This is a genomic window from Pseudomonas sp. WS 5503 (assembly GCF_012985385.1).
GTDB lineage: Bacteria > Pseudomonadota > Gammaproteobacteria > Pseudomonadales > Pseudomonadaceae > Aquipseudomonas > Aquipseudomonas paracarnis.
This window is the reverse complement of sequence record NZ_JAAQWI010000010.1, coordinates 148370-162558: the sequence shown is the minus strand read 5'-3', so window position 1 is coordinate 162558 and position 14189 is coordinate 148370. Positions and strand designations below refer to the sequence as shown.

14 protein-coding genes are annotated in these 14189 nt (G+C 52.0%); 13 read left to right on the top strand and 1 reads right to left on the bottom strand.

Annotated elements, in window-relative coordinates:
• Positions 1–70: 70 nt before the first annotated feature.
• The 10 genes from HBO10_RS24075 to HBO10_RS24030 all read left to right on the top strand — a co-directional run bounded on the left by HBO10_RS24075 (position 71) and on the right by HBO10_RS24030 (position 8934).
• Complete coding sequence (locus HBO10_RS24075; protein ID WP_078465859.1) at positions 71–337, top strand: hypothetical protein; 267 nt, start codon at positions 71–73, stop codon at positions 335–337.
• A gap of 561 nt (positions 338–898) precedes the next feature.
• Positions 899–2143, top strand: a complete 1245-nt coding sequence (locus HBO10_RS24070; protein WP_169904151.1) for a DUF3150 domain-containing protein — start codon at positions 899–901, stop codon at positions 2141–2143.
• A gap of 73 nt (positions 2144–2216) precedes the next feature.
• Positions 2217–3137, top strand: coding sequence for a hypothetical protein (locus HBO10_RS24065; protein ID WP_169904152.1), 921 nt, complete (start codon positions 2217–2219; stop codon positions 3135–3137).
• A 95-nt stretch (positions 3138–3232) separates the two neighbouring features.
• A complete protein-coding gene (locus HBO10_RS24060) occupies positions 3233–3847 on the top strand; it encodes a hypothetical protein (protein ID WP_011922828.1) in 615 nt (204 codons plus the stop codon).
• Positions 3848–3967: 120 nt separating this feature from the next.
• Positions 3968–4339, top strand: a complete 372-nt coding sequence (locus HBO10_RS24055; protein WP_011922829.1) for a hypothetical protein — start codon at positions 3968–3970, stop codon at positions 4337–4339.
• A gap of 183 nt (positions 4340–4522) precedes the next feature.
• Entirely contained in the window at positions 4523–5440 is a 918-nt protein-coding gene (locus tag HBO10_RS24050; RefSeq protein WP_169904153.1) for a hypothetical protein, read from the top strand.
• Positions 5430–6341: a hypothetical protein gene (locus tag HBO10_RS24045; protein WP_169904154.1), complete on the top strand. Its 912-nt coding sequence runs from the start codon at positions 5430–5432 to the stop codon at positions 6339–6341. The genes HBO10_RS24050 and HBO10_RS24045 overlap by 11 nt, the downstream gene beginning before the upstream one ends.
• Positions 6342–6380: 39 nt before the next feature.
• Positions 6381–7076, top strand: a complete 696-nt coding sequence (locus HBO10_RS24040; protein ID WP_078465854.1) for a hypothetical protein — start codon at positions 6381–6383, stop codon at positions 7074–7076.
• A 26-nt stretch (positions 7077–7102) separates the two neighbouring features.
• Positions 7103–8443, top strand: coding sequence for a type IV secretion system DNA-binding domain-containing protein (locus HBO10_RS24035; RefSeq protein ID WP_011922833.1), 1341 nt, complete (start codon positions 7103–7105; stop codon positions 8441–8443).
• Between the two features lie 5 nt (positions 8444–8448).
• Positions 8449–8934 (top strand): hypothetical protein, encoded by a 486-nt coding sequence (locus tag HBO10_RS24030; protein WP_169904155.1) that lies wholly within the window; start codon positions 8449–8451, stop codon positions 8932–8934.
• A gap of 52 nt (positions 8935–8986) precedes the next feature.
• Here the strand turns inward: HBO10_RS24030 and HBO10_RS24025 are convergent, their stop codons facing one another.
• Complete coding sequence (locus HBO10_RS24025) at positions 8987–10468, bottom strand: HD domain-containing protein (RefSeq protein WP_169904156.1); 1482 nt, start codon at positions 10466–10468, stop codon at positions 8987–8989.
• Between HBO10_RS24025 and HBO10_RS24020 the strand changes: the two genes are divergently transcribed.
• From HBO10_RS24020 to HBO10_RS24010, 3 genes are read left to right on the top strand one after another with little or no spacing between them, the layout of a single operon-like run.
• On the top strand, positions 10449–11516 hold the full coding sequence (locus HBO10_RS24020) for a hypothetical protein (RefSeq protein WP_262378123.1): 1068 nt from the start codon (positions 10449–10451) through the stop codon (positions 11514–11516). The genes HBO10_RS24025 and HBO10_RS24020 overlap by 20 nt on opposite strands.
• A gap of 14 nt (positions 11517–11530) precedes the next feature.
• Entirely contained in the window at positions 11531–13183 is a 1653-nt protein-coding gene (locus HBO10_RS24015) for a type II and type III secretion system pilus protein (RefSeq protein ID WP_011922837.1), read from the top strand.
• Positions 13183–14112 (top strand): hypothetical protein, encoded by a 930-nt coding sequence (locus HBO10_RS24010; RefSeq protein ID WP_169904157.1) that lies wholly within the window; start codon positions 13183–13185, stop codon positions 14110–14112. The genes HBO10_RS24015 and HBO10_RS24010 overlap by 1 nt, the downstream gene beginning before the upstream one ends.
• Positions 14113–14189: the final 77 nt, after the last annotated feature.

The window sequence follows — 14189 nt, the reverse complement described above, 5'->3', positions numbered from 1 at the left end:
TCTTGCCTCAGAACGCCCGGGTAGCCCTGGGCGTTTTTCATAAATGCCCCAACTAGGGTGCGAGGAAGTTATGTCCGGTCTAATCAACTACGACTACGTCGAAGTAGCAATTTCGGCGTTCAATGATCACGTTTTAGAGCCCGGTGAAATCTCTCTGGAAACAGTAGAGGGTCACGGCTACTCAGCTGGTTTCCATGGTTATCCATGGGGTGCACCGGACGTGATTAAAACCACTCCTGTTCTGCTGAAAGGCTGGAATGCTGGGTGGAAAGCCGCTTGTGAGCGCGATCAAAAGGAAGAAGCAGCTAAGCGTCTCGCTGAGAAATCCGCGAAGTGAAGCTGAAGGCTCTCTAGAGCCTTATCTCAACCAGGACGGCCTTCGGGCAGACCTAGCTGGGTGATTTTCGAGACATCGATCTCGATTCCACCTGGCCCCGTGACCAGGTGTTTGAAAACCAAATACCCCGACACGGCGGGAATGAGATCCATCATGGACCTAGTAGATACCGCTGTAAGCGCATTAACGAACATAGCTCCTAACGGTGGCGCGCCTGATGAAAAGGCCGCTATCTGTGCAGCGTGCAATGCTGGATTCAATGCCCCTCCGGGAGCACTGACCCCACCAGAGTTCGAGCGATTCCCTCTCCTCACCGAGTGGTTCTCGATCGGACTTAACGCACAGGCTCGCTTTAGTCATACCGTTAAACCTGACGAATTCGGCTTCGGCCAATAAGTCAGGGAGGCCCGATATCGGGCCTCTTCTCCTCCTAGTGAGCTGGATCAAACATCCGGCTTACGCCGGGTGTTTGCTCGAGTTTATTGCTCGATACACACCCGGCTCCGGCCCCGGGTGTTAATTAAATTTGCCCCGTGGTCCGGCGGGTGCGAGAGAAATACCATGACTATTGCAAACGTAAACAGCTCTGTTCAGATCGTTGCTCAAACTGCTGAAACTGAGGTTGCTGTTCTAAATCATCAAATCAAGTGCATTTCTGAAGATCGTCAGATCGACATGAAAGACATTGACGTTGTGGTTGGAGAGCTGCCGAAGGAGGCACGTAAACTGCTCTGTGAGAAAATCTTCCCTAAGGACTTTCTGCGTCCATACCACCGCATTCGCGAACAAGCGGAAGAGGTGCTGGACAAGCTCGGCTCCATCAAAACTGATCTCGGCGGTATTAACACCATCGCTTCGGCAGTTGAGAAGGCAGAAGAACTTGATGCATTGGAAGTTAAATGGGATGAGCTGTTGGCAACTGATGAGGCGCGCTACACCGACATGTGCCAAAAGCACTTGCTCGAATTGGGTGCCAAAGCAATTAAAGGTGGCGCAGATCAACTCACTGTCTCGAAACTGATGGCAGCACTGGTCAAGCGTCAACCAACGTGGGAGGAAGTAGCTAAGAACCTCACCTTTGCGTACAGCGTTCACATTATCCAGCTGGACGATGCGAACTTTAATACCAAGCTTTACAAGGCCCAGCGCGACAGCGTTGTGGCTCTTCGTGAAGGGGTGATGGGTGCCTGCGTTCAGCATGTTTGTGCTGAAGCGTATGCAATTTGGAAGCTTGTAGACAGTAAGGATCGGACCACTAGCACTGGCGAGATCAAATTGAACCCTCGCACGATTCGTCGTGCTAAAGCGATGACTGAAAAGCTGGTTCCGCTGGCCTTCATTCATCCGCTGATCAAGCCGCTCCACGACGCCCTTTCGGCTGAGTTGGAAAAGCTGCCTGAGTCTGGGTTCATGAGTGCTCCTGAGTTCACCAACTTTGAACAGTGCCTGCTTGCATTACGTGACCAACGGAAAGTCGTTGATCACCTGACCAAAGGCTTGCCATTGATCTCTGTTGTGAGTACAGCGCAGCAAACCTTGTTGGGTGCCTCGGCTCCCCAGGGCAACACTGCAAGCGCACCTGTCCAGGGCGATGTAGCTCAACAGCAAAATGTAGCGACCGCCCCCGCGGTTGCCTCGACAACAACTGAAGTCACTTCTGTGGCTGCTCCTGTTGAAGAAGCTGCGGCTCCAGCCGTAGCTGCACAAGCTGCTGATGTGAAGCTAGAGCAGGCGGTCCCGGCCGTTGAATCAAGCGTATCTGCCCAGCAAACCGCTAACCCCGGTTCGCTCGCTTTCTACTTCTAAATTTCGAAACTTCCCACCCCTGACGGGCCACCACACCCGTTAGGGGAGTGGTGCGCCCAATTTGGAGCGCGCTATGCAAACTGATCTGTTCGGCGAAGTAATTCGCACACCATCCGTTAGAAAACAGTCCGACCGAAAAGCTACCGCCACCCGGCTGGTTTTTGATCGTAAGGCTCTGTGGTCGACCTCTGGATATCTGCCCGGTGCTGTTCAGGTTGATAAGGAAAACGTGGCTGAGGTTATGGCCACATCTGATACTCGATCTGACAACGCAACGATTGAGCGATTGGAAAAGGCTCTAGGGCTCGAACCTCTCGTGAAGAATGGGCAGTGGTTAAACGACACGTTCGGGTTTCAATACCGGCGCGTTGGTAAGCCATTCAAAGGCGCCAAACGTTATGGGGAGAAGGGCAGCCTTTTCCGGGATCTGAATAAGCAGCTTGTGCTGACCTCCGCGAGGTCTGCAATCGAACCGCTGTTCCATGACCCTTGCTCCTGGTTGGTCATCAACTCAATTATCGTCCTAGACGTTCGGTTGAGAATGATGGACGCCGATGAGGACCACCAATATTGCCTCAAAGCTTTCCTTCAAGTTCTTGCCCAACACGACTTCATCGACAACACCCGCACGGGGGACACCATCCGGTCTCTTACCAAGCGGGATCAGATGCGTGAAATGCGTGCCAAGCAACGTGCTGCAAAGGGTCTACCTCCGATCGAAGCTGTATCTAAACCCGTCAAGGTTGCCGAGCCACTTGTGGTTCCTGCTTCCGTGACAGTTGAGGTCAGTTGCGTGCCGGCGGTGGATGACGTGCAAGAGCCTGCACAGGTCGAAGACGAATTCGTACCTGAGCCTGAGCTCAATGCAGATCTCGCTGAGTTTGACGACGAAGCAGATGAAGTCATTGCGAGTAAGGGCGGGAGAAGAAAACCAGTATCTAAAGCTCTTATGGATGCTTTCGAGTCTGACGACTTCTCTTACGATTTTGACTAACTGATGTTCGAGGGGCGCTGCCGGCGTCCTCTCCATAATTCATTAGCCACCAAACGGTGTGCGAGCTGAGGTCCGGCCCTCAGTAGGAGAAAATCATGAAAGCAAATATCAAAGCTAAGCTGGTCCCAATGTTCGACGTAGCTGTGCTCAAGGCAGCAAAATTCCTCTGGTTGGTCATGAAGGTCTTTGACCCACGTCCACTTCAGACGCACTTTGCTGCTCGTAAGCCGGTTCAAAACATTGAGGTCACGCATTGCTTCTCACTACGCGGTGCTGATGCTGAGTTAAGTATTGCTCGGCTCTCAAACATGCACATTGGTAGTAGCACTGGGAAAGGGCGTACTGGATTGGTCAGCCGTAAAGGTCTGATCAAGATCTACAACGCTGAGAACGGTAAGTTCTTGATGATCCGAGCCCAGGGCGTACCGACCATAGCTGGTGAAAAGCAGCTGACCAAAGACTCTATTGCGTTGAACTATGACGCGAAAAAGGCTTTGGGTATTCCTAAAAACCAGGAGACCGAACTCAAGCTGTTTGTTGGCCCCGCCAACCTCGGTGACCAGGAGTTTTATCATATGTATCAAGACGTTGATGCTTCTAGCCGTACGGCTCGGGCACTCGGTTGGTACTTAGCTATCGGGGGCGTTGTGTACGGCATTTTTCAGATGGCCTTGAGCTTTCTTGAAGCTGCCGTGGCTGCGCTGTTCTAACTGATTGGTGACCCGCTTCTTCCGACTGACGGAAGGGGCGGGCGTCACCTCCAAGCATCTTCCTCTGGAGGTTGATTGGAGGTGGCGCCCGCCCCAGAAATCAGACGATGAGGTGTCACGATGTACGATCACGTTAGCGACAATTCCCCCCAGTTTGTTACAGACTTAGGCTTTTCGTTCGAGGGCCATTTTCGCTACGGCGCAGAGTGCATTCTTGCTCGGCCTGAGGCACCCAAGCTTTACTTCCAAGACTCCCTGCCGCTTGAATTCGTTCGCGATACCATGGAGAAATGGAATATTGAGCTGCACGGGTACCATCCAGGAACTGGGTACTATGCCTTCAGTCAAGAAGACGAGATGGCCAACCCTGGGTACCACGTACTGGTACTCTTTGCGGACATCAGTTTCTGTAACTCATTTATGGGCAACGTCGAGAACGAGACCCTACCGCCGATACTTGGCGGTTCGATGCTCCAGTATTCAAGCAAGTGAGCCTACTTCCTCGCTTGCTTCTGCTGGCGCAACCTCATCCGGCGTGCGTGTACCTGGACACGCACCGAGGGCCGAGCAGTCGGCCCTTACGCCTCCTGTACTTTCCCTACCCCATTTTGACTAGCGATCTTAGGACCTCACCGGCAGCATAGGTGACCGCCCATACTGAGAAGCCGCTTGCCAATGTCTAACAGAGAGTTCTTCAAGATCATGTGGACCGAGGATGCCTCTGACCGCAGCATTGATCTCGACCATTTCTCCCTCTCGTTCACTTACATCCGTGACTGGTTCACCGGCAACATTTTCGACTGGATCGTCGATTACTCTCACCTCTTGATTTACCTATCCTTTGCTCTATCGATAACCATGATTTTTCGTCGGACACTGAACGCCAAAAGCGGACTCGGTGCGCTTTTTGTCGTCTTGCTTTTATGGCATCAAGGTGAAAACTACACGCTTGCCCATTTGATTTTTGGACCTTCAGTAAACCCACAGTTCCTCAATCTCGGCCTGGCTGCTGTCTCACTACTCGGGGTCGGCGTTACGGTGGTTGTGAAGCAATGGCGCACGCTTGATCGGATCATGATTTTCAGTGCTCAATGCACCGTGGTAGCGACAACGCTTTTGTTCCACATGCTGCTTGTGCAGACAATTCTGCCAGGCTGGAATTTCAGCATTGCCTGGGGCAATGTTGCGGCAGTAGCGGTGCCCTCTGAGATGGATCGGGTCTGTGGCGAAAGTAGTCTAGTTTGCTGGCAAGGCGATACCTTTGAGCCGTCAGCATTCAATCCCTACATTCGGGATCAAGTCAGGGCGCGCATTGAGATGCTTAAGTCAGAACCGATAGCCGAGCTGGGTACGACTTTTGGCTCCGACAATGATCTTGTATCTAATGGAACGATGGCGGTGCTTGTGTATAAGAAGGGCAGCCATTTCTGGGTGATCGGTGACAGTCGATATGGTGTCCGCGCCCATACCGTTATTTTGAGGTCCTTCTACATCCTTTGTGCAGCAGCACACTCGGTATGGCTTTTCGGGGCGCTTGGGCTTCTGTGGTTCCACAAGCGCCGCTTCGCGAGGAGGAGGTCTTTTGCTGATTGACTTCGAGACAGTCCATCGAACTTACCTCAAGGGTTCAATGGATGAGGCCGGTTGGAGTTTTAACCCTGTAAACCCCGCAAAGCCTAGAACAGGTAGACATCTGAGCACCCACCAGGTTTTCAGTAATGCCGGGCTTGGAGTTGCCCTCTACTTGAGGAACGATTTCGAGGCGGGCCGTGCAATTAAGGTTCACGTTGGGTTGAAGCTTGTGTTCAGTCGGAAGGTTAAGGGCACGTTTCTTTTGCAAGATGATATGCAAAAAATCTCCTTAACTCTCGACATGGGTGGAGTGAGATCACTCTATGCATGGTTAGCCGGCGATACCCCCAATTTCACCTATGAGATTATTCGGCCGGGTGCTCCCAAGAAACAGGTGACCGGCTTTGAGACAGACCTCGAATTCCCACTTAGCATACGTGCCTTCGAAAATGACTCGGATGGTAGTGCTAGGTCTATTTTGGTTGGGCTATCCGACACCGACATTTTCCATCTGCAGCTGCACTGCCTGGGGCTAGCCAAGCTGCTTTATCCATCATTGAGTGATACTGCTCTTCTAGCGCACATGAAGCCTCGCATGAGGACCCCAACCTCATGCACCACGACCACTGGCACACCATCACATGTCAATGTGGTTCCCGAACCAACTGAGCTCCCCGCAGAGCCTCCTTTGGGCTCTATTCCTGCCAATGGTGAGTGTCTCCTAGAGGTCGACATTGAGAAGGCCAAGAAGGCCGTTTTCGCAGTTGGAAAGAATAGATGGCCACGCAAAGACATCGGTACGATCGAGCACATTCAGAATGGTCCAGTCGATGCCATGGATCGTTTTGTGAAAGCCGGCAACGTTGGTGACTTCACTGAGTGGGACAAGATTTACGGCTTGCTTCACCCCTCGACCAGGTGACTTCTCCAAAATGGGGCAGTCCAGTCCCACTATTGGGGTATGAACGAGAATCTGAAATTCCCACTGATTTATCAGCACAACGCTGAGTACGCCCGGGAGATACATGCGGCCAAAGAGGTTAGTCGGCTTTTGCAGAAGGTTGGCTTTCCTGGTGAGGACGTGTGGATCGATCTCCGGTTCGACTACTCATTGAGCGACCACTCCTCATCAAACCTAGACGTCATGCTGATACGGGGGCAGCCCCACGGTATCGTGAAGCTCAACCTGCAGGCCTTATTCTTGATGCAGGACTTCGAGGTGATGATCAGAGAGGTTATCCCCCATGAGTTAGCTCACGTCTTACATGGTGTGAAGTCCAAGGTTGATGGCGTCGAAATTCAGAAACCACATGACGAGGCTTGGAGCGACATCTTCATCGACCTCGTAGGTGGTTTCGATCAGGACATTGAGCCATTGGCCAAGGTTCGGGGTGAGTTTGATGATCGAGCAGTACGGTTGAGCAAGAGCGGCATCCTGGTTGAGTGTGAATGCGGGGATGATGAGTCAATCGATGTGATTGCCGACACCCCAGGTAATTCAGCCAAATTGCGTAACGAAGAGCTGAAGTGCACCACCTGCAAGTTTCCCTACGTCCGGTTTCAGGGCGATTCAATTCCGCAGCGCATCGCCGCTGACCTAAAATTCTTAGAGAAAATCAAATGCATCAAGCTTCAGCACACGCACCTTCAGCGTTAGCACAAGGCGTATCTCGCGGGAGTGGGTTGGACCATTTCGTAGACATCCATATCGGTGTGGACGCGAAGACTGGCGAACCCAAAATATGGTCGTATCCGTCGGTCACCAATTTCAACATCATTTTCCTTGGGGGGTCGGGTGCCGGTAAGACACATACGATCCATCACATGGCAGCAAATGTGTATGTGCGAGGTACGACCCTACACGTTATCGACATTAAGGGTGACTTCGCGCATTCGAACTTTGAGGCTACGGGCTTGGGGCATATGCTCCACCCTGAAGACTTTAATGAGATCAAGTTCAACTACTACCAAGACGGCTGCTCGCTCAATCCGCTGCAGGTCCCGCGGACAGAGGAGGGTGGGGGAGTCGTGCGTACAATTGAGTACGTTAAAGAGCTTGTTAAGGTCTTCAACCCGCAGGCAGGCCCGAAGCAGCTGAACTACCTCATCGAGATTCTAAAGACGGTCTACACGAAGTCAGGAATCGACCACGATGACCCTGAGACTTGGGCGCGGCAATCTCCAACCTTGATCGACGTGCTTGGTGAGATCGATTTGATCTTTAATGCCCTCACTGGGGGAATGGACACCACCACCGTTGCGGACATCTTTAAGGCCTTTGGCCAGGCCAAAAACCAGGCTGAAAAAGACATCCGGAAGATGAAGATCGATGAGGAGCCTAATTCAGCAATTGAGGAGCGAGTTCACGAAATTCGAGCGACCCTTGAGGACACGCTAAAAGGTCATGCTTCAAAGCTTATCAACTTCGATGCCCTCACAAATCGAAATGGCGCCCGTAGCGACTGGGAACATTGGTCAAAGGAAACTCTATACAGTCTCAAAGCAATCATCCAAGGGATGGTTGATAGCAGGCTGTTCACCGGCAATCCGTCTAAGCCGAGGCAGGGAAAAATCAACCGCTATGATCTCACCGCTCTGAGCCCAGCTCACCAGCAAGTGATCATGCGGATTATCGCAAGCCAGGTATTCGCAATGGGGGTAATGGAGACCAAGCGTAACAACGCCTTCAACCCTAAATTTCCAGCTCACATCCTCATTGCGGACGAGGGTAAACACATCAAGGAAATCTCCGTCTCTCCAATAAGTCCGTTTAACCGAATCGGTACGGAAGGTCGAGGCTATGGTGTTGGCGTCTGGTGTGGTGTGCAGCAGCCCGACCAGGTCACCAAAGATCTGCTCAAGAACTTTGCAACGTTTTTCCTGCTCAAGACCCCTGATGCCTCGTACCAAGAAATAACGAAGCTGTTTGGTGTTCGTCCGACCTTGCTGAAATCTCTCCTGCCGCGCGAGAACCTTTTGTTCGGTACCGGAGGTCCATACTCGCTCGTGAACCATTTCCGGTGATTGTGATGATCAAGCGCTATTCCATTTTGGCTATGGCTGTCCTTGCCATGTCGGGTTGTGCTCACGACGAGAAGCCTTTCTTCGCACCCTCTGAATCTGAATTGCAGGATCGGAGCCAACTCTCGGGCGCGGACCAGGCTGTTCTAATGGGTAAGTACCAGCACGCTGAGCGGATGCTTGCCCAATACGTTAGCCGCAATAATTCTGGTCAACTCAGAATGAAATACTTCGGCATCAGTGGCGAAAACAGAAAGCATGCAATCGATACCGTAGCCACTCTTCTCTGGGAGACCGGTCGCGACGATTCGTTGAAGCAGTTCGCGAAAGATTACTTATCCGGGTCAGAGTATCAGACGACCCTGTGCCGCATATCAGAGCGACAAGCAAAGTACGAAGAGGCCTATCACTGCTGGAACGAAATGGGGGAGATAGATCGTGCTGAAAGGGTTGTCAGAACTGAGGCAGCCCTTCGGATTTTGAGCACCCCTTAAGATCACTTTCCCCGGGATTGCCCCGGGGAAAAGTTTCCGCATGCAGAATCTTTTAGCTGGTTGCGTCTGCATCCGGCGTTTCGTTGTCGTCTTCATTTTTGTCGAGTGTTGGACGTAGCACTTTGACGTTTCCGTACTTGGTGGTTCCCCATTTAGGCACTGTTGTTGGGAGCAATTCGGAGATTCGATCCTTATTGAGAAGCACGCAGGCCTTCCATGGTTTCACACCAACCCTTACGTCGAACATCGCAGTGGGGCTTTCCATGTCCTTGACCTTCCACATGAGAAGGCCTAGTGAATCGAGTGCATTCTTGATTACGGGAATCGACGGGTGGCTGAAGCTTCGTGAGTCCACGCCCAACTGCATTTGACGAGCAAGAGCGTTGGGTAAAAATTCATCAAGGGACTCAATCAAGCGTGACATGGGCATGATCACATACTCGAAAGCATCCTTCGTCCAGCCTGCATCTTGACCGCCACGGTAAGCATTGATATCTGCCACGTTCAAGAACTTCTCTACTGCCGAAGCAACAAGATCGACCGTATTTGAGGCAGCTTGAGCAGCAGCGATACCTGCCGCTTTCTCAGACTGAATAATCTTTCCGTCGGCATGCCGGATAGCGCTAATGAGCCGCTCTACGCGGTCCCCTGCATTAGTGGGCAGATGGGTCGGGTGGTGGTAGTAACGCAGAGCCATCGTGAGCGTGAAGCGGTCCTCAGGGGCAAGCGAGTTGAACTCGGGCTGTTGCCGGACTAGATAAGCACTGAATGTGTTGTGGTGGGTCGCGTCCTTGCGTTTGACCCATTCACCAGGGCCTTTTTGCTGATACGCGAGGAGCTTGTCGATGTCGTGAGCCAGGCCGGCGACGCGAGCAAGAGGCTCCTCCCAACCTTTGGCACGCATGTAATCAGCAACGGATTTAGAGATTGCTATGGAGTGGTCCCCGAGAGATGCATCAGCATGGTGATGTCCTACGCTCGCCGGAACTTCTGGATGAGCCTTGAGTAACTCAAGAATGGCAACTTGGAGCTTTTCAATCGGCGATTCTGGCGGCCTAGCAGTGGCGACCGGTGCGCGGTCGCATCGCAAATAGTATTGCTCAAAGGGGTCCGTATCCTTAACACCAGGAATGACTGCCCCAGTGCTGGCATCTCGGCTATCCGGGATCATTACCATCATCGTGCAACCAGGAATGTCACAAGGATAAATGCCTGTTACCGCTGGATCTGGTTCCTCCATTTCCTCAGCTTTGGGCTGATCGTTGCGTGGAGCATAGATTTTCGCAAAGCCTATGGTTACGAGGGAGTAAGCCACCGCCGAGAACAATAAGGCGTGGACAATATTCATGCCTACAGCAGCAAGGGTACCCAAGTAGCCACCATCCGAAATCACCTGCGTAACCAAGTGTGGCTTGAACATGTACCAGACGGGCGCAAGCGCGTGTGCCTGGTAGTTGAGTTCCTCGCCGATCTCGACGAGGTAGGCCGCGTATCCACCGATCACCAAAGCCAACATGACGATCAATGGGAACATCGCGGATTTAGTGCTCGATGCTGCTGAAGAGCTCATTTTTGACATACCAAAAGCGGGGACTCAAAAAGGGTGCCGGTTTTTTTCGAAAAGTTCCAACCAAAACCGCGTTTTTGGAGCACTGGCCTTCCACTATTACGGTAACAGTCACCTCCAAAGGATTTTGTTTGTGAAGCATGCCCTGTCCATCCTGGCACTGATGATCGGCTGCCAAGCGGCTTATGCGGCGAATAGCGCGTTCAGCGACAGCGCCCTCGCACGCAACGAAGCCTTGTCCCCGTTCGATCGGTCCTATGAGGCCGGTCGTGCGCAAAACATCAACCAACCCGTCGACTACCAGCAGACTAAGCCCTCACACGGCCTTCAACTCGATCTCTCTGCTGATGATCCAGTGATTTCCGTTCAGGAAACTGAAACGGAGCGTAAGTACCGGCAAACCCTGGCTGACCTTGAAACAAATAAGCAGTCTCTGATGAATGCGCGTAAGGAAACTGAGCGCCAATTGGAGGCTGCTAAAGCTACCGCCGAAGCAACTGCGGCTAAGCGCCGTTCCGATCTGCTTGCGCAGCAGGTAGAGATTCAGCAAGCGCTAGCGCTTAACCGACAAGCTCAGCAACAAGCAGAACGCCTGAAGTATGAGCAAGTCGCAGCAGTGGCCAATATCAAGGCTCATAGCGACCAGCTGCTAATGCTGGCCGAAAACAATGCTGAAGTGATTGAGTCTTCTGCCCATAAGCGGGTGATCCTGGAGCGAATCGATCCCACAGTCGTGATGAACGAAACGGTTACCGCTGAGTACCAGGCAGCAACAATCAAGCAAATCGTAACCGGCATCATGCCGAATGGCTGGCGTGTGAAGACTGACTTCAGCCGTAAGCCAGAACTTGAGGTTCGCACCTATGAATTCGTTTCCACGGATGCTCGGGATGTCGCACTCCGAAGTCTTACGGCCTCGGTTCGCGACGCCAAAGTCCGTTACCAATATTTTTGGGATTTGAAGGATGCCGGTGGCAACCCTTCTCCAATGATCCTCCTCACCGATCGCCCGTAACGTAAGGCCAGCTAATGAAGCTCAAGCATATTGTACTTGCACTGACACTGGCCTCCGGGTTGCTCGGTTGCCAGAGCCAATTCGAATTCTCCCCTGAAACTCAGTACGGTGCCCTGCGGCCCGATGCTAAAGAGAAAATGCAGGCTCTTCGGGGCAATACCTATGTGCGTGAGATTCGCACGGAGGATGCCGCCAGGCGTAAGCCGGTGTTCCTGAGCAAGAAGGGGATTCCCCTGCGCTCCGTCCTGGCTGAAACACTTCCGGGTTATTCAATTATCCCGCGCGGTAAGGTAAATCTGAATGACACTATCGACGTATCCGCTGACGGCATGCAGATGGCGGATTTCATCGAGTACATTGAGGGAACTCGTGATCTCGACATAAAGATCGAAGGTAACCGAATTTTTGTCAGCAATTACTCTACGCGTGAATGGAACTTGGCAGCTTTTGCCTCGACCCGTAACGTAAACAACGTGATTGCGTCTACTCAAACCCGCGGTGCCAAAGCGGGTGACAGTGAAGACAATACCAAGGAAACCGGCACGTCCACTGGCAACATCATTGGTTTCACCCTGTCTGAGGACGAGTGGACCAAAATCATGGAAGGTGCCAGAAAGATCATCGGTGCCGCCTCGGATAAAGGCGGCTCTACGCGCTCAATGGGTACTGCAGATAGTACGAGCGTTGGATCTGGAAGCCGCGGTAGCAACTCCCCCACTGGCCCATCGAACCAACAAAGTTCTGGGTTGAATTTCGACGTTCAACTCCCAGCTATGATTGGCGGCTTGGGTGACTCTGAGGAAGCACCTGCGTACATCGAGGGCATTCGGTCTGTAGGCATCGTTACTGCCGGCGGCAAGCCTTCAAAGATGAAGGTTCTTGATCGATATCTTAAGCGTGCAATCGAAGAGTCCACGAAGGTTGTGAACGTTCAGGTCGAGGCTTATGACGTCCTCCTGACAGATGGCAAGCAAAAGGGGATCGACTGGAATCTGTTGGTCAATTCTACGGTCAGCGGGAACCCCCTCGGCCTGAATTTCTTTAACACGTCTCCTAAGAGCGACGACCCTTTCTGGAACGTTCAAGGAACCTACACCTCCTCCAAGGTAACGGCATCGGCTCTGGTTAAATTCCTCGAGCAATACGGCCGTGTTGAGCTTAAAGATCAACCCAACATCACTGTCCGCAATGGCGTCCCAGCTCAAATCTACGCCGGTGAGGAACTGACCTACATCGTTGATGTTGAACAATCTCAGGATGAGAGCGGAAACGTAACAGTGACCCCTAAGCTTGGCCGACTGAAGGTTGGTGTAACGCTTAGCGTTACTGTCCGTGTTCTTGATAATGACCAGTTGCTTGTTGATGTCTGGCCTGTGATTTCCAACCTGAATGACCCGGACACAATCAACATCGGTGATTATTCGTTCAATACTCCGAGAGTGAATCTTAAAGAGTTCAGCACCCAGTTGATTACTTCCTCGGGCCAGTCAGTGCACCTTGGTGGTTTGATCACAAAGCGTATGAACGAAGCCATGCGCCAGTTGCCATGGCAGAACCTGGTGACCAAAGCGATTCTTAATCCGCTCACTCAAGGCATTAACAACTCTCTGGAGCGGCGTGAACTGGTTCTGGTCGTAACCCCAACATTGGTGCAAGGGGCGTTGTAATGGCAGAACTTCAGCTTGGGATACCGATCAAGATAGGTGGTGAAGAAGTCATCATCTTCCGTGACGCTATCGGTACCGATGCTTTGGCAACTGGCCGTGATGCTGAAGTATTCACGGTCATTGAGCATGCCGGCCCGGATGGTCGTCCACCAATCTATATTGATGAGAATGAGCTCGGCACGTTAAGGGAGGATTTTCCCGGCACAAACGTGTATGGCCTCTGGCAGCTCTTATTTGCAAACAACCTTGTGCCCTTGGGGCACGAGGTTGTTGTATTCCCTACCAGCGAAGCAGGTGGCGTATACCTGCAAATGCAGAATGGGACTGACTATGACAGTCCTGCAAATATCAAGCGATCCTCTGAGTATATCGACAACTACTCTGCGGACTTATATGGCTATGATCTGCTCGCAGCGCCAAGAATCCGCGTTGACATCACCGACCTGATCCTTCCATCGACGCCAGCGTTTACACGAGTTGAGCTCTTTTCCAAAAAGCAACACGAACGTACAAAGCGTTGGTATCTCGCTCTAGCGATTTGCATCGTTGCTGCTGTCGCCGCCGTTGGCTACAACTACACAATGTATGCGGTTTTCACGATGAATATGGCCGAATACACAACCAAAAAGAAGTTAAGCAGCGACTTGGATACGCGCGTCGCGGGCCTGTTGAAAGAACGGCTTCAGACCATACCAAATGATGGCGTCGTTATTTCGAGCATAGATCAGGTTCTTGCCTTCGATCCCAAGATATCTACGCCTACTGCTGCCGGGCACACAAATGGTTTTACAGCTGGGCATGTTTTTATGACGCGGCCTGATTTTGCAGTGGATCTTTCGGGAAAGATTCCAGGTGTTACATCAAAGTTGATGCCCCAAATGTCCTATCTCTTGACTGTATCTCCTGATGCACTGGAGGTAGCGTATTAATATTCAATCCTTCCGGAAAAGATTTGGGGCCAAGGGCAAAAACACCCGTGGTGAGCCTCTCTTCACCGGCGCCATGT